Here is a 16,940-nt window from a genome sequence, read left to right on the forward strand (position 1 = left end):
AATGATGAATGACTTTTGTTATTTGTCTGTTGTCATTTGTCCTTTGTCCTTTTACTAATGACTAATGACTAATGACTAATGACCAATGACCAATGACCAATGACCAATGACTAAGGACAAAAACCATGCTACAAGACAAAGAATTAGAAATCCAGATGCAGTTTCTGGAAGAAGCAACGGATTACTTAAATACCTTAGAAGGGGTATTGCTGGAAATCGATACTAGTAACCGTATCGATTTGGATAAAATCAATGCTGCACTCCGGGCCACTCATTCTATTAAAGGTGGTGCGGGGATGATGGGATTTAAATCGCTAAGTGATTTATCTCACCGTCTGGAAGATTCCTTTAAAGTTTTAAAAACTAAAAAAAATTCTTTAGAAATCGATACTCAGTTGCAAAGTTTATTGCTATCTGGAGTTGACTGGCTGCGTCAAATTGTAGAATTGCTTGCAGAAGGGAATGTTGTCGAAGATCAGTGGTTAGCAACTTTTTGTTATCCCATCTTCGATGAGTTGCACGATCGCTTGGGCGACCCCACCCCAGAAGATGCCTCAACTATGCTATCCCCAGAGGACGGGCAAGACGTTATTCCTTTGCTATTTGCCACAGAAGTAGAAGAGTGTTTGCAACGTCTAGAATCTATATTGGCAGATAGCGAACAAGCCGGATTGCATGAAAATATTGCGATTCTGGCAGCTGAATTAGGCGGTTTGGGAGAAATGCTTCAGTTGCAAGCTTTTAGCAAGCTTTGTGAGTCGGTAACGCAGCATTTGGAAACTGTTAATAGAGAACGCATTCCCGAAGTTGCCCAGTTAGCATTGCAAGCATGGCGGCGATCGCAAGCTTTGGTGCTGACAAATCAGCTAGATAACTTACCTACAGCTATTGACTTGAGTAGTTTGCAATCCCAGCCACTATTACCAGCAGAAGTGATACCACAGCTTCTCCCCACAGATGTCATCGACACAGAAGTAGCGTCAACAGCTGTTTGGCAAGCAGAGATAACTCCAGAAACTTGGGTGAAAGATGAAGCGATCGCAGCCAATTTTACATTTGTAGATGCAGAATTTGCTGAGGATGTAAATGCTGTCAATGTACCTGAACACAATACAATATTTGCTAAAGAAGAGAATCCCCCAGATGGTAAATTTAGCGAAGGTAAAGGAGAGCCAGTTGCCGTTGCTAAAGAACGAGAAACTCATGAAAATAGCGTCCGAGTTCCTAGCAAACAGCTAGAGCAAATTAATGATTTATTTGGCGAACTGATTGTTCAGCGAAATGGCTTAAACTCGCAATTAGAAAGATTACGCAAACTCGTTCGGAACCTCAACCAGCGAGTTCAAGTTCTCGACCGCGAAAACCAGGAATTACGTATAGTCTCCGATAAGATTTCCACTCAAGCTACGATGTTTAATGGGGCGCAGATACAAGCTGAGAATGGCCACCAATTAGAAGGTACGAACACAGAATTTGATGCCTTAGAAATGGATCGCTATAACGAATTAAACCTGCGATCGCAGGAAGTTATGGAAACCATTGTTCAGGTACAGGAAGTCACAACAGATGTGCAACTCAGTGTAGATGATACAGACCATATTGCTCGTAAACTAAACAAAACATCGAAACAGTTACAAACAAAGCTAAATCACATCCGAATGCGACCGCTGTCTGATTTAATCGAACGTTTTCCCAGAGCTTTACGCGATTTAAATGTCGAGTATGGCAAAAATGTTCAGTTAAAAATTGAAGGTGGCAACACTTTAATTGAACGCAGCATTTTAGAAGCTTTAAACGAACCTTTAATGCACCTATTAAGGAACGCTTTCGATCATGGTATCGAAGACTCTGCCACGCGTCGCCTTTTAGGAAAACCAGAACAAGGATTAATTGAAATTACAGCTACTCATCGCAGTAATCGCACCATCATCACCATCCGTGATGATGGTTGGGGCATTTCTCTAGAGAAAATTCGCACCCGCGCCCTAACTATGGGATTGGATGCTTCTTTACTCGCTAATGCTAGTGATGAAGAACTATTATCACTAATTTTTGAACCAGGTTTTACCACCTCCGAGCAAGTTACAGCATTATCTGGCCGCGGTGTCGGTATGGATGTGGTTCGCAACAACCTCAAACTAATTCGAGGAGATGTGAAAGTTGATACAGAACCAGGAGTTGGTACTACCTTCACTTTATCAGTACCGTTTACACTTTCCGTTGCGCGAGTTTTGCTGGTAGAAATCAACAAAATTCTATTAGCATTTCCTACAGATGTCATTTCAGAAATATCTTTACTCCAAGACGAGCGAGTTTTTGAAATGGCTGGTAGCGAAGTTTTAAATTGGCAAGGAACCATGCTGCCACTGATTCGCTTAACTCGTTATTTAGAGTTTAATTGCCTACGCTACGATAGCGCAGAGTTAGAAATTCCGGCAGCCATTAGTACTAACAGTGTGTTAGTAGTCAAAGGTAATAATCAGCCAGTCGCAATCCAAATAGATCGTTGCTGGGGCGAACAAGAAGTTGCAATTCGCCAAGTTGAAGGAAATATACCCTTACCTGAAGGCTTCAGCAATTGTACAATTCTCGGTGATGGTCGAGTAGTACCATTAGTTAATGTTAATGAGTTGCTGTATTGGATTGCTACAAATAAAAAGACACCGAGAGGAACTCAATTACCATCAGCAAGGTTAAAAACACCGTTCCTGATATTTGATGAAGAGAAAATATCAGCAGCATCTATTAAGCAGAAAGGCACAATTTTAATCGTAGATGATTCGATTAATGTCCGCCGCTTTTTAGCTCTGACTCTTGAAAAAGGAGGGTATCAAGTAGAACAAGCTAAAGATGGTCAAGATGCCTTAGAAAAACTCCATAGTGGATTAAAAGTGGAGGCAGTAATTTGCGATATTGAAATGCCTCGCCTTGATGGTTATGGCTTTTTAGGTAAGGTAAATTCAGACGTGGATACAAAAAATATTCCAGTGGCAATGCTGACTTCTCGTAGCAGCAATAAACATCGGCAACTAGCTATGCAATTGGGGGCGCGGGCTTACTTTTCTAAACCTTATAATGAGCAAGAGTTATTGCAAACGCTGGAGGAAATAATTCATTCGGTTGCAGAACAGGCAGCTTCTAATTAAAAATTGTTAATTCATAATTAGGTTTTAGATATTTTCTTAGGTGCGTTATGCCAAAGGCTAATGCACTATTTGTTTTAACTTTTGGTGCCTTGGTGACTATAAGTCACGGCTACACAAACAAAACCCGCCTGCGCGGGTTAAAAAGTGAGTTATGTCAGTAATAATCGCGCAGCTTTTGCGTAATACTATTTGTGTGAGTTGAAAGAATTTCTATATCAATTCAATTTGTAGTGAATTTATGGTAACTGTAACACTGACGGCTGTTGCTACTGCGATCGCAACTACACTTTGGACTAAAGCACAGGAGAAAATTGGCGAAAACATTGGTGATGCTACATGGGCACTAGGTGGCAAGTTAATCGGATTACTCCGCCAAAAGAATAAATCGCCATTACTCACCAGTGCTGTAGAAGGAAATGAACCGCAGCGTTTAGATTATGGTCAAGCAGTGCTAGAACTGAAAGCAGCAGCAGACGCAGACCCAGAAATTGCTCAAGCAGTTGTGGATGTGGAAGCAGCAGCAAAAGCAGAGCCAAAACTCACTCAAAAAATTCAAGAAATCGAAAATACTCTCAAGTCTCAACAGCCAACTATTCAAAATCTGACGCAGCTAGCAGAAAAAATTGGGGTTGTAAATCAAGGACAGATAAATAATCAAACTAATAACTTCAACTTTTGACTACAGTCGTCCCAAGGGGAGAATGGGACAAAGTTAACTCCCGATAACTGGCGTGAAATCTGCCGTGAAATACTCGCAGAACGGCAAAAGCTGACTACAAATCCTCTGACATCAACTGAGGGAGTCGCCCTGCAAGTTGATGATGTTTACGTACCACTGGGATTAGTTGAGCGCAAAAAAGTATCGAAGCGTCAAGGTGATATTTCTCCAGAACAGGGGTCAGAACTGTACAAAGAGACAGAAATCACCAAAACATTTGAGCATGATGCTTTTCTTGAGGAAGTTCTTAAACAGCAGAACACACCTAAAAGTAAAGGTAAGCGAATTGCGATTATTGGTGAACCAGGCGCAGGAAAGACAACACTATTACAGCAGATTGCTGATTGGGTATCTCGTGAGATTCACCAGTCAATTGTCATTTGGGTATCTTTAGCAGATTTGCGAGGTCAGGAACTAAAATCTTATTTATTCGAGATTTGGTTGACTCAGGTAGCTGAGAAAACAGGTAAAGCCGAAGCCTCCAAGCAACTGAAGAATGATTTTGTTGCTCTATTTAATCAAAATAATGTCTGGTTGCTGCTAGATGGGTTAGATGAAATGTCCGCATCTTCAGGTAATCCTCTAACAGAAATTGCACGGCAATTCCGTAACGCAGGGTTAATTTCTCAAGCGCGAATTGTCTTGACTTGTCGAGTTAACCTGTGGGATGGCAGTATTAATGCACTTGATGATTTTGATATTTATCGCAGTTTAAATTTTTCTTATCCACAACAGGTAGAGAGATTTATTCACAAATGGTTTGCTGCTATTCCCAAAACTGGAAAGCAGTTATGCACTGCTTTGAAAGAATCAGGTAAGGAACGGATTCAGGATTTAGTGAAAAATCCTCTGCGGTTGACGCTGTTGTGCTTCAATTGGCAATCAGGAGATGGCAAGTTACCCGATACTCAAGCGGGACTATATCAGCAATTTGTTGATGACTTCTACAAATGGAAAAAAGATGAATTTTCTACAACATCTGAACAGCGTCAACGACTCAATATCAAACTAGGGGAATTAGCCAAAGCAGCAACAGACAAAGAAGCTACCCGTTTTCGCTTGCGACAAGATTTTGTTAGTCAGTTTTTGGGCGATGTTGATGATGAAAATTCGCTATTGAAATTGGCACTAAATAGCGGTTGGCTGAACTGTGTAGGGATAAATATAAATAGAAAACCTGTTTACGCTTTCTTTCATGCTTCGTTTCAAGAGTACTTTGCTGCTAAAGCAATTGATGACTGGCATTTCTTTCTCAACCATGTTCCCAAAAATCCCAGTCAAGGAACTTATCGCATCTTTGAGCCGCAATGGAAGCAAATAATCTTACTTTGGTTAGGACGTGAAAATTTAGCTCAGGAGCAGAAAGAAGCGTTTATTCAAACATTAGTAGAATTTGATGATGGATGTGGAAATTGGCAGAGGAGAAAAGTAGATAAGGGGTTCTATGAGTATCAAGCCTATTTAATAGCTGCTGCGGGAATAGCCGAGTTTGGACATTGTTCCCGAACAGATGAAATAGTAAACCAAATCGTTAAATGGGGCTTTGGTTATTTTAAAACTCAAAAACAGAAGTGGGTAACATTTCTTGATCCGATTGAGAAAGAAGCAAAAACGGCAGTGCGCGAAACGGAACGCACAAAAGCTATTATGGCCTTAATACAACTCCTGGAGTCAACATATGCACATGAAAATACTCGTTTGCAGGCTGCTTACAGCTTAGGGCAAATTGGCATTGGCAATAAACAAACAATCACTGCCTTGGAGCAATTATTAAAGTCAACAAATTTAGATGAGCGTACCCGTGGACAAGCAGCAGTGAGCTTATGGGCAATTGATCCAGGCAATAAAAAAGCGATCTCGGCTCTGGTGCAACTGTTGGAATCAGCAGATGTGGATTCCATTAGCCATGAGATAAATTTGCTTGCACCAGGACGAATCTATATGCATTATTTCACCTGTGGGCTGGCTGCTCATAGCTTAGGGCAAATTGACCCAGGCAATGAACAAGCGATCGCTGCTTTAGTAAATCTCCTGGCATCAACAGATTCAGTGCAACAATTTAGAAAAATATATATAGATGAACCCACTAGGCATATGGCAACAAAGTTTTTATTGCCATTTGAAATTTACTATGAGAACATCCGTAGGTTGGCGGCAGAATGCTTATGGCAAATTGACCCAAGCAATGAACAAGTTATCGCTGTTTTGGTGCAATTATTGGAGTCAACAAAGACAAATAGCCCTTGGGAAGCAGCCGAAAGCTTAGGACTAATTGACCCAGGCAATGAAAAAGCAATCACCACTTTGGTAAATCTGGTGAAGTCAACAGATATACATATCTTCACCCGTTGGCAAGCCGTTAAAAGCTTAGGAGAGATTGGTTGTGGTAACCAAAAAGCCATGACTGTTTTAGTAAATCTGGTGCAGTCAATAGATGTGGATGACCTCATCTATTGGGAGGCGGTAAAAAGCTTAGGAAAAATAGGCTTTAGTGATAAAAAAACGATCGCTGCTTTGGAGCAACTGCTGCAATCTAATCGTATAGATGACTACACGCGTATGCTGATAGCATCTAGCTTAGGGCAAATTGATCCAGACAATAAAAAAGCAATCGTCACCTTGGTACAATTGCTGCAATCAAATCATGTAAATTACTCCATCCGTTGGGAGGCAGCAAAAAGCTTAGAGCAAATCGATCCAGATAACGAAAAAGCGATTATCACCTTAGTGCAACTGCTGCAATCAACAACTGTGGATAACAACACCCGTAGGCAGGTAGCAGAAAACTTAGGGGAAATTATACAGAATAATCAGCATCGTATTGCGGTAGTCGAAGCTTTAAGTGGTTATTGGCTATTGTATGGTGAATACTACAATTTAGCCTGGGAATGCGCCCAGAATATGCCTTACCCCAATTTCTATAAAGCTTGGAATAAGTATAATGTTGCTACTCGTGCGATGCAAAGCTTAAAGAGAATCCTCTTCACAATAATTTGGGTGTTTTTGCAACTGCAACGTTACAAATGAAGTTTCCGTGGTAACAACAGATTGTCCATTCGTTACCAACACAGAAGCGGACGTTAAGAATAAAGTTGTTGTCGTTACCACAGCTTGTCCATTCGTTAACAACACAAGTTGTTTCGTTCAGAACACTTATCCGTTGTTAACGAAGACTTGTCCGTTCGTTAAGAACACAAGTTGTTTCGTTCAGAACGCTTATCCGTTGGTAACAAAAACTTGTCCGTTCGTTAACAAGACAAGTTGTTTCGTTCAGAACGCTTATGTTTTTGTGACAAAACTTATGCGATCATTAACAACGCTTAAGCAAAGCTTATCAATTAACTTGTTTCGTTACCAGAGCTTATCTATTTGGGGCAAATGCTTATGCGATCGTTATCACAGCTTAAGTAAAACTTATCAATATAAGTCCTAACCACACCTGACAGCTATTTTTAGGTAAGCAGCAATATCAAGGAGAATAGGCTCATTCCCTAAAATCCAAGGATAGAAAATGCTAAGATTCCAATCAAATATGGCATTTGCACAGCTATGACACCCACGCTGCACAAATCAATCTCCTTAGCAGAGTTCCTCAAACTGCCAGAAACCAAGCCTGCTAGTGAATTTATAGACAGTCATCGTATCTACCAGAAACCAATGCCACAAGGCAAACATTCCCGGCTACAACTAAAACTTTGTAATGCAATTAACCAAATTGCTGAAGAACAAGAAATTGCCTTGGCTTTTCCAGAATTACGCTGTACGTTTGGCGGACGTTCGATTGTCCCAGACGTGAGTGTATTTGCTTGGGAACGGATTCCCTTTGATGTTAATGGAGAAATTGAAAATACCTTTGGAATTTATCCTGATTGGACAATTGAAATTCTTTCACCAGAACAGAATACAACCAAGGTAATTATAAATATTCTTCACTGTCTAAAACATGGCACTCGATTAGGGTGGTTGATCGATCCAGATGAACGCTTAGTATTAATATTTTTGCCAGGACAGCAACCTATAGAGATGACTGGAGACGAAGTATTGCCTGTACCTGAATTTTTACAACTTAATTTAACAGTTACGCAGGTTTTTGCATGGCTAAAACCAACAAAAATTAATTCATAAAGATGATTAGTATTCAATTATAAGATGTAAGACTAATATTTCAGAGTTTTTGAATTTTGAAAAATTAATCCGAGGAGTTTTCGGTGACAAAAAACAATAAAAAAAAGGCTATTGCTCAAGCTATTTCTACAGCCGTTGCTCTGAGTTTGGTGATAATGCAAGTGGAATCAGCACAAGCTGCTACCTTGGTGGTTAATAATCTCAATGATAGTGGCGTTGGCTCGTTGCGAGATACCATCGACATTGCAAGTAACAATGACGTGGTAGAGTTCTTATTGGGCAGTAATCCTAGTACAATTACCCTGACAAGTGGGGCACTTGCGATTGCCAAAAATCTCACTATTAATGGCCCAGGTGCTAACTTACTTACCATTAGTAGCAATAATCACTTCCCCGTGTTTGACATTAACGCCGCGAATGTTACACTTTCTGGGCTTGCGATCGCTGGTAATATCAACGCTTATAATTCTAGTAATCTAACGTTTAGCAATAGCACCATTAGCAGCGACAATGTGAATATAGATAGTAACCTAACACTTATCAATAGCACTATCAACAGCGAGAATTTAGCGATCGATGGTAGACTAACGGGAATCGATGATAGTAATGTAACAGATCTTGATAGCATCACCATCGGCGGCAATTTAACTAGTTCTAGCGGCGCTTTTACTATCTCTACTCGTAGCCTGCGAATTAAGGCTAGTAGCAATAATTCAGAAGCAGCAGGTATTTTAACTGTTACAGCCGATAACGTTGTCGTAATAAGTGGTAGTCAGGTAACGATTCCTATCAGCACAGTCAACGGCAATTCTGGGCAAATTAACAGTGGTAGCCATAATTCAGGAGCAGCAGGCAACATAACTATCAACTCTGATATTTTGATATTGAATCCTGGTGCTACTATATCGAAACCAGTATCCGAACCAAGTGCGATCGCTGGTACTATATTTGCTGGTAGTCTAGCTTGGCTAGTGAAGAGAAAGCAAGTAGTATTTCGCAAGGCGAAGGTATAATTACGTATTAAAATAAATTTGCAAATAGTTTAAATACGAAGCCCGCTTAGAATTCTCTCTGCGCGGGCTAAGTATTTTATGGGCAATTAGCCGGACGTAATATTAATGTCCCTGAAACTAAAATACTTCCAGGAACCTTTATTAAGCCTCGACTTTTACACCCTTCCAGAAGGCGACATGACCTTCAATATTCTTAGCCTTCTCCTTAGCGCTGGGATAATACCAAGCAGCATCTTTGTTGACTTGCCCATCAACTTCGATACTGTAGTAACTGGCAACACCTTTCCAAGCACAAGTAGTGTGGGTGTTGCTTTCAGTAAAGTACTGCTTGTTAATGGCGTCAACAGGAAAATAATGGTTGCCTTCCACAACTACAGTATTATCACTCTCGGCTAAAGTAGCTCCATTCCAAATTGCTTTCGGCATAAATGACTTTGTAAATAAACGATACATATAACATTTTTACACTATCAGCTTATTTGTAGTGAATTTATGGAACCTGTGACGCTGACAAAATAGTTCAGAAGTCACGAATAGGCTATGAGTTACAGGATTTTCCTCTATAAATTAATTGCAATCACTTTTATTTATCAAATTGAGAATTAAAAGCATTTGCTTCCATTATCAAGATTTTCTAGCATATTGGTATGGAAAGTTTATTAGCCAAAACAAAGTTAGACTTCGGTTGATAGCGTCAAGTAAAAAAATCTAGATATGTGAGTAAGCGATTTGTCGAAGTGCAAACTACGCTAACGCATATTCTATAAATACTTGTCAGTTAAGGATTTTATTTAGCATATCTTTGGCTCTTTTCAGTTCTGATTAAACTTTCTCGAATGTTCAATTTATCCAACTTGGGTGAATTTGATTAATCCGTTTGGGTAATTTTTTAATTACCCATCAGATGAACTGAACTTAAAAGATTGAGATTAATAAAACAGTGGACTCTATTACTAGAGAATACTGATTGCAATTACACTTTGTTCTAATTGAGGATAACTCTATGAAATTCACAAACTCGCTAAAATCTGCACATATTATTGCTTGGATTAATTCTATGCCTAAAATTACTTGCTTTCATCGCTCCAAGAATCACAATAGCCCATCAATAAACACAGCCGTCAACTCTGAAACTTCTCTTAGCTATTCCACAAATGTCAATTATCTCAAACCTTTTGATACTGCTTCTATTGCCTATTACATGATGGGTTTTGGGAATTTTAAATGAGCTAAGTTACTTCTGTGCTTTTGAGATTTAGCTTCGAGCGTTTGATTAATTACAGTTTTGTTCCCAAAATACTCCATTTTTAACTTGTAATACTTCTCTTAATGATTTTTTAAAATTTTTAGAAAATTATTTTACTTAAATATGTGAGTAATAAATCAACAAGTATGATGGGTTAATTATAAAAGCTTCAAAATCATAAGAAATAATACTTTTTTCATTGAAAACACTAATTAATCTCTACTACAGATAAAATCATGAAATTCACAACCTTGCTCAATTCTGCGCTTATCATTACTTCTATTGCTTTTATACCTGGAATTGCAGGCGCTCAAACAGTTAATACTAACAATGGCGGTGAACAAATAAATACAGATGTCAACTCTAATACTTTTCGTAAAAACCCTACAGATGCTAAATATCTGCAACCCTTCAATATTGCCTTTCTCGCTTATCAAGGTTATTTAAGAGAGCAGGGTATTCCCAGTGGGGGCACTTTGTTATTCAGATACCAAACCGGATACTTGACTGCAAAAGATGTGGTTAAAGCTGCTATCAGAGCTAATAAGTTACCAGCGGAAGTTTTGAACGATCGAGGTTACGTCAACGCAGTCGAGTTACAGATGAAATCATTTGGCGATACTAATGATTCACAATAGACAATTTAGGGGTGCTGGAATCAATCTTTGCATCTCTCTATAATTTTAGACGCGATAAATCGCCGTCAAGACAATAATCAGTCTTTGTCTTGACGGCGATTTATGCCGCTTTTGAGTTGATTAAATTTGAAAGAAAGTCGCATACGGAGTTAGAATAACTGAAAAGATGAGGAAAATCAAAGTTTGTGGCGAATATATTCCACATGCCCAAATTACCCATACCACCGTCTCTTTTGGGGTCAGAAGTTGGTTCTTTTACTGAGTTTACAGTTACTCAACGAATGCCTGCGATCGCTCGCAAAGTTATCGCTGAAAATAATTTCTCGTCTGAAATTAATACCAGCTTAGAAAATCTGGCAAAAGAATTGCCAGCAGGATATGTGCAACCTCTTTTTGATAAGACTGCTGTAGATTTTTCAGCCTGGAATACATATTTAGAATTCTACAAAGGTCAGCGTTGGCTAGATGTTCCTTGGTTTTTTGCCGAAACTTATTTTTTTCGGTTGATTATAGAAATTACTAATTATTTTCGCCCTGGTGTATCGCAAGGTGTCGATCCATTTGAGTTACAAAAGTCTCAAAGTTTAGAAGCATCTTTGGATTCGATTATTCTATTGTGCGATCGGTCTAACAATTGGTTAAATAATTCTCAACTGAAGGGAGAATCAAATCAAACAGCTTTAATATCACTGTTATATTTTGCTTTGTGGGGAAATCGAGTTGACTTGAGTTTATGGTCAGCATCCGAGAGCGATCGCAGTCGTTTTGATATTCAAACCCAACTAGCTCACATCTTAGTAAATGATGCCTCCCAAGTCACGGAATTATTAATCAACTCTCAAGGGGGACGGATTGATTTTGTTGTAGATAATGCTGGTTTTGAACTTGTTTGTGATTTATGTTTAGTAGATTTTTTATTAAATAGCGGACTGGCCGATCGGGTTTACCTACACTTAAAGCCACATCCGACTTTTGTATCTGATGCCATGATTAAGGATGTACATTACACAATAAGTTTTTTAGCCGCTAGTGGAAATCAACAACTTACATCCTTTACCCAAAGACTGCAAGACAATATTGCATCAGGGCATTTAATACTATCTGAAGATTACTTTTGGACATCGCCTTTAGCCTTTTGGGAAATACCCAACTCCCTCAAAAATGATTTAGCCAATGCGAGTTTGGTTATAGTCAAAGGAGATGCCAATTATCGCCGATTATTAGGCGATCGTCATTGGAATTTTACCACCAACATTGCAGATATAGTCTGCTACCTACCCGTGCCAATAGTAGCTCTACGCACCCTAAAGTCAGAAGTAGCAGTTGGTTTAAAACCAGAAGTTATTGAGAAAGTAGCCAAATCTGACTCTTCTTGGTTGACAAATGGGCAGTGGGGTGTGATTCAGTTGGTAATTTAGACAATTTTGAAAAATCGAGATAATTTGTAAGACAAGTATACGTATCTTCACTATTTATGGGGTCGTTTACCCTACCCGTATCACCACAACCAGCTTAGGATAGACTAGAAAAACTTTCTAAGGAAAATGGTAGAAAAAATCACAGCTGTGTTTAATGGCCAAGTGTTCTATCCGGCTGAACCGATCGCACTGCCAATTAATACCCGCGTGCGAATCAGTATTGAAATTTTACCGCCCAGCGAACAGGAAACGGTATCATTTTTGCAAACGGCGCGATCGCTCAACCTCGAAGGGCCATCTAACTGGTCTGCCAATATAGATAAATATTTATACAGTAAATAAACTTTTCATGCATTCTGAAGTCTTTCTGGATACATCATTTGCCATTGCCTTATCTGCACCGAGCGATCGCTTGCATGACCGAGCCTTACATCTGGCTAAAATGTTACAAACAGCAGAAACTCGTTTGGTGACAACACAGGCGGTGATGTTGGAAATTGGCAATGCCTTATCCCAACAACCTTATCGTCAGGCGGCAATCATATTATTAAATTCTCTAGTAGCAGATTCCAAAGTAGAAATTGTTCCCCTTTCCCAAGAACTCTACGAACGTGCTTTTCAGCTATATCGCGAACGAACAGAGAAAGAATGGGGATTTATCGATTGCGTATCTTTTATTGTTATGCAATATAGCGGCATCACTGAAGCACTGACAGCCGATGAGCATTTTCAACAAGCAGGCTTTCGAGCATTACTGCGAGAAAATTTGCCTTAAAGATTGGGCATTGGGCATTGGGCATTGGGCATTGGGCAAAACAGTTCCAAGTTGCGAGTAAAAAAAGTGAGATTCCCACTCAGCAAGCGCTAAACCATAGCTATCTGCTAACAGCACTCAAGACTCAGCACTCATTAAGGGCATTGGTTATTCACAAATGACAAATGACAAATGACAAATGACAAATAACAAATGACAATTAAATATTTCGTTACAATCGGCGTGTGCGTTAGGCATTCAAGAGTTATTAGCCATGAAATTGATTTCCGATCCACCGATTCCTGTGAAAATTCAAAAGATGAAGGAACGGGTGCGGTGGATGCATCCAAGTTTTGTGCAACGGGGAATTGACCAAACCAGTCTAGTTATTGACGATCGCAGGCAGGATAATCCAGAATTTTCCTTTATGGTTATCGGCGATTCCGGTACTAAATCTCATTCTCGACACCACCCCCAACGAAAAGTTGCCGAACTGATGCTAACTCACCGCGATGATTGCAGCTTTGTGTTGCATACTGGCGATGTCATCTATGTGGTGGGTTCCCAAGAATATTATTCAACAAACTTTATTGAGCCTTACCGGGAATTTCTTGTCGGTGGTGACAACCCGAAAAGCATTCCTTATGACCGTATGGTGTTTAATCTGCCGTTTTTGCCAGTACTTGGTAATCATGATTACTACGATGTACCTTTGATGTACCGTTTATTTACTGGCACAACATCGTCACTGCGTCGTCTGTTCCGCTACAAAGACATCGAGATTGGCTGGCATGGATCGTATCAAGGTAATGCTTATGCACGAGCATTTATGGACTACACCCAGGCGATGTCTCCACAAGAATTAGAACGCCATTTAGATCGGCACTACACTGCTAAGACTGACACAGGGCGCTGTTTGCGTTATGAACCTGGACAATTTACCCGTTTACCCAATCGCTATTACACCTTTCGTTACGGCGGGATTGACTTTTTTGCACTGGATTCTAATACCTTTAATACACCATCACCATTACCTGCAACTCAAGAGGGGGAAATTTACCGTCGGGAATTACAAAAGCGTCGCCAAGAAATAGATCGAGAAGAATTGGAGATTTTGGGAATATATAATCGCCTCAACCCAGATAAACCCACCGAAGCGGAACAACTGGATGACCTTAGTGCCAAATTAGACCAAATAAACGAAATCAAAATCGACATTGAAAAACAACTAGCATCTCATCAAATGCCTGCGATCGATTTTGAACAACTTGAATGGTTGCGAAGCAGACTAATCGAATCTTGGAACACCTCCGAAGTGCGCGGACGTGTAATCTTTTTCCACCATCCTCCCTACGTCACAGAAGCTACCAAGTGGAATCAGGCACAAACCTTGGCGGTTCGTCACCGTTTGCGCTGGGTGTTTGAACAAGTGTCAGAAAGTCTTGGTACTCTAATTAAAGAACGTCCCATAGTCGATTTGATTTTAAACGGTCACGCTCACTGTTTAGAGCATCTTTGCACAACTGACACCGGATTTGCAGACTCGCATATTAACTGTATTATCTCTGGTGGAAGCGGTCATCGTCCCCGCTATCAACGGCGAGAAGGGACTGAATTGATGGAAACTTTTGCTGAGATTGCAGGTAAACCCACTCGGAAAGTTGCGGATTCAACGTTATTTGTGGGCCGTCATAACTACAATTTCCAGAACCGACTGCCTTATTCATGTGTGCGGATTGATGTTCAAGATGGTAGCCCGCCCAAGTTTATCATCAGACCGTTGATTACTGAACGGTTTGAACAAGAGTGGCATAACACGGAACTGGAACCTTTTGCGATCTAAACGAGATGCGAAGTAATTAGACTTCTTGGCATTTGTCGGGAAAAGGAGAAGGGGGAAAGGGTAAAGGTTTTGTGCTATCCCCTTCCCCTTTAACCTTTTTCCTTTTCCCAACTCTTGCAACAGTCTTTTTTGCAAGAGACCCATGAGTGGAACTCACAAGGAACAATAAAAATATCTCTTCCCCAGTTCCCAGTCCCCAGTCCCCAGTTCCCAGTTCCCAGTCCCCAGTCCCCAGTCCCCAGTTCCCAGTCCCCAGTCCCTATTTTTAAGGCAGGTCTATTGAACTACACATTTTTCATCTCACTTGAAAATCAAATCTTAGTGCTGCATCTTAGCGAACTTTTACCAAATGCACCTTTGCATTCAGATAAAAGCTAGGTATATCCTAATCTTGAATAGAGTTACGATCGTCTCAAATTATGGCAGGACATAGTAAATGGGCAAATATTAAGCGCCAGAAAGCGTTAGTAGATGCAAAAAAGGGAAAAACCTTCACTCAGTTATCCAGGGCGATTATCGTTGCGGCTAGAAGCGGCGTCCCAGATCCGGCGCTGAATTTTCAACTTCGCACAGCAGTTGACAAGGCTAAGGCTGCGAGTATTCCCAATGATAATATTGAACGAGCGATCGCTAAAGGTGCAGGCACTTTTGGCGGCGATAGTGCTACTTTTGAAGCGATTCGCTACGAAGGTTATGGGCCTAGTGGTGTAGCGATTTTAATCGAAGCCCTCACAGATAATCGCAATCGCACTGCTGCTGACTTGCGTGTAGCTTTTAGTAAAAATGGTGGCAATCTTGGTGAAACAGGTTGCGTTAGCTGGATGTTTAAACAAAAAGGCGTTTGTGTTGTGCAGGGTGTAGTTGACGAAGAACAGCTTTTAGAAGCATCACTCGAAGGCGGTGCCCAGTCTTATGAGATGATTGAAGATGAGATGGCTGAGGTATTTACTTACATAGCAAATTTAGAAACCCTTAGCCAGACACTCAAAAATCAAGGCTTTAAAGTAACTGATGCCGAATTGCGCTGGATTCCTAGTAATAGTGTAGAAGTTACCGATCCCAATCGGGCGCGATCGCTTTTCAAGTTAATTGATACTCTAGAAGGTTTGGATGACGTGCAAAATGTCACAGCTAACTTTGAAATATCAGAAGAATTGATGTCTATTACCATTTCTTAATCAAAATTAACCCAAGTATTATAACTAAATTACAGCTATTTGGATGATGTCCAGATTGTTACATTTAAGATTGAAATACCAGCAAGTATTTTTTAGCTAAGTATTCCATGTCAGCCCATAGGATTCAATTAAGCTTTTTGATGAAAACTTTAGCTTGTAGAGACGGCGATTCATCGCGTCTCTTGTCTTACCCGAACAGTATTGACGTAAATCCTATATTTGACGAATGTAAAAATAGACATGAAAGGTTCATCTCAATTACAAACTTATGACATACCTCTATTGGATAGTTAAATTGTTGATTACCTAATGAGGATTTTTCAAGTGAATAAGTTCGCTAAAGCTTTACTTTTGGCTCTAATTTTTGCTGCACCTGTAACCGCTTTTGCATCTCAAGCTCAAGCTAAAACTATCCATCATCCTAGCGTAAAATCTGCTAAAGTTCATCATACTAAACATCACAAGCATCATGCTAAAAAAGTAGTTCATAAACACTTATAAATAGTTACTATTAGTCGTAAAAGTTTCTAGTAGTTCTGTAATCAAGTTTAGTGTTGGTTTCTCTGAAAAGATAACTGTATTATTTAACCCCGCTGGAATCCCTACCAACAGCGGGTTTTTTTATTAACTGCTCAAGGGTGCGAGCTTATAAAAATCAAAGTTCAAAGCGATCGCCTAATCCTATCTGCTACCATTCAATTTAGTCTTCAAAACATATATGAAAACAGACTATTTAGAAGAATCACTTTTTCGTGAGTTGGAGGAGCGTTTGCTTCAACCCGATGTCCGAAAGTCAGCGACAGATATCATGAACCTATCCCACTAATACCAAAATGTGATAATCTACTTTCTGAATAAGAG

The 16,940-nt window shown here is 39.9% G+C and carries 14 protein-coding genes; 13 read left to right on the plus strand and 1 reads right to left on the minus strand.

From position 1 onward, the window contains the following. Window positions 1-125 precede the first annotated feature (125 nt). The 5 genes from RMX89_RS26420 (at window position 126) to RMX89_RS26440 (ending at window position 9,002) form a co-directional block, all read left to right on the plus strand. Window positions 126-3,146: a hybrid sensor histidine kinase/response regulator gene (locus tag RMX89_RS26420; RefSeq protein WP_322691009.1), complete on the plus strand. Its 3,021-nt coding sequence runs from the start codon at window positions 126-128 to the stop codon at window positions 3,144-3,146. Window positions 3,147-3,384: 238 nt separating this feature from the next. Beyond that, entirely contained in the window at window positions 3,385-3,825 is a 441-nt protein-coding gene (locus tag RMX89_RS26425) for a hypothetical protein (RefSeq protein WP_322691010.1), read from the plus strand. Between the two features lie 156 nt (window positions 3,826-3,981). Further along, window positions 3,982-6,891: a HEAT repeat domain-containing protein gene (locus RMX89_RS26430; RefSeq protein WP_322691020.1), complete on the plus strand. Its 2,910-nt coding sequence runs from the start codon at window positions 3,982-3,984 to the stop codon at window positions 6,889-6,891. Window positions 6,892-7,413: 522 nt separating this feature from the next. Next, window positions 7,414-7,989: a Uma2 family endonuclease gene (locus tag RMX89_RS26435; protein WP_322691011.1), complete on the plus strand. Its 576-nt coding sequence runs from the start codon at window positions 7,414-7,416 to the stop codon at window positions 7,987-7,989. Window positions 7,990-8,072: 83 nt separating this feature from the next. Continuing rightward, window positions 8,073-9,002 (plus strand): hypothetical protein, encoded by a 930-nt coding sequence (locus RMX89_RS26440; RefSeq protein ID WP_322691012.1) that lies wholly within the window; start codon window positions 8,073-8,075, stop codon window positions 9,000-9,002. A 141-nt stretch (window positions 9,003-9,143) separates the two neighbouring features. On the opposite strand, the gene RMX89_RS26445 is transcribed toward RMX89_RS26440, so the two are convergent. After that, on the minus strand, window positions 9,144-9,428 hold the full coding sequence (locus RMX89_RS26445; protein ID WP_322672210.1) for a DUF427 domain-containing protein: 285 nt from the start codon (window positions 9,426-9,428) through the stop codon (window positions 9,144-9,146). A gap of 577 nt (window positions 9,429-10,005) precedes the next feature. On the opposite strand from RMX89_RS26445, the gene RMX89_RS26450 reads away from it, so the two are divergent. From RMX89_RS26450 to RMX89_RS26485, 8 genes are all read left to right on the plus strand, one after another. Beyond that, window positions 10,006-10,230, plus strand: a complete 225-nt coding sequence (locus RMX89_RS26450) for a hypothetical protein (RefSeq protein WP_322691013.1) — start codon at window positions 10,006-10,008, stop codon at window positions 10,228-10,230. A 254-nt stretch (window positions 10,231-10,484) separates the two neighbouring features. Continuing rightward, the gene (locus RMX89_RS26455; protein ID WP_322691014.1) at window positions 10,485-10,886 is read left to right on the plus strand and encodes a hypothetical protein; all 402 of its coding nucleotides are present in this window, start codon (window positions 10,485-10,487) and stop codon (window positions 10,884-10,886) included. A gap of 203 nt (window positions 10,887-11,089) precedes the next feature. Then, window positions 11,090-12,304 carry a damage-control phosphatase ARMT1 family protein gene (locus RMX89_RS26460; protein ID WP_322691021.1) on the plus strand — a complete coding sequence of 405 codons (1,215 nt, stop codon included), beginning with the start codon at window positions 11,090-11,092 and terminating at the stop codon, window positions 12,302-12,304. A 126-nt stretch (window positions 12,305-12,430) separates the two neighbouring features. Then, window positions 12,431-12,646 (plus strand): hypothetical protein, encoded by a 216-nt coding sequence (locus tag RMX89_RS26465; RefSeq protein ID WP_322691015.1) that lies wholly within the window; start codon window positions 12,431-12,433, stop codon window positions 12,644-12,646. Window positions 12,647-12,653: 7 nt separating this feature from the next. Then, complete coding sequence (locus tag RMX89_RS26470) at window positions 12,654-13,079, plus strand: type II toxin-antitoxin system VapC family toxin (protein ID WP_322691016.1); 426 nt, start codon at window positions 12,654-12,656, stop codon at window positions 13,077-13,079. Window positions 13,080-13,332: 253 nt separating this feature from the next. Next, the gene (locus tag RMX89_RS26475) at window positions 13,333-14,901 is read left to right on the plus strand and encodes a metallophosphoesterase (protein WP_322691017.1); all 1,569 of its coding nucleotides are present in this window, start codon (window positions 13,333-13,335) and stop codon (window positions 14,899-14,901) included. A gap of 419 nt (window positions 14,902-15,320) precedes the next feature. Beyond that, window positions 15,321-16,079, plus strand: coding sequence for a YebC/PmpR family DNA-binding transcriptional regulator (locus tag RMX89_RS26480; RefSeq protein WP_322691018.1), 759 nt, complete (start codon window positions 15,321-15,323; stop codon window positions 16,077-16,079). Window positions 16,080-16,403: 324 nt separating this feature from the next. Beyond that, entirely contained in the window at window positions 16,404-16,580 is a 177-nt protein-coding gene (locus tag RMX89_RS26485) for a hypothetical protein (protein ID WP_322691019.1), read from the plus strand. Window positions 16,581-16,940: the final 360 nt, after the last annotated feature.

It is taken from the genome of Nostoc sp. DedSLP04 (assembly GCF_034530775.1).
In the GTDB taxonomy this organism is placed as follows: Bacteria; Cyanobacteriota; Cyanobacteriia; order Cyanobacteriales; family Nostocaceae; genus Nostoc.